This window comes from Sphingobacterium sp. GQ94 (assembly GCF_059758715.1).
The window spans coordinates 1-201 of record NZ_JCAXEC010000053.1; the positions used below are offsets into that span (position 1 = coordinate 1).

1 protein-coding gene is annotated in these 201 nt (G+C 27.9%); it reads right to left on the reverse strand.

The window, feature by feature from the left end:
* Positions 1-9: 9 nt before the first annotated feature.
* The coding region (locus AC6CHH_RS16465; protein ID WP_498284802.1) for a hypothetical protein at positions 10-201 on the reverse strand (192 nt) is incomplete at its 5' end.

Below are 201 nucleotides of genomic sequence, written 5' to 3' on the forward strand. Positions count from 1 at the left end.
AACAAATAATTAGCTAAATATGTTAGTAATAATTAATTCATTTACTATTAATATTTTCCACCTATCCATGTTAGCAGCAATCAAAAGACGACTGATAATAATCTTTTGTAAACCCACTACATTTATTTTGTAAATATTCCGTCGAGTTTGAGAAACATTCACAAAAAATATCGCTAGGTCTAAAAAAGTAAGTGCATCAGC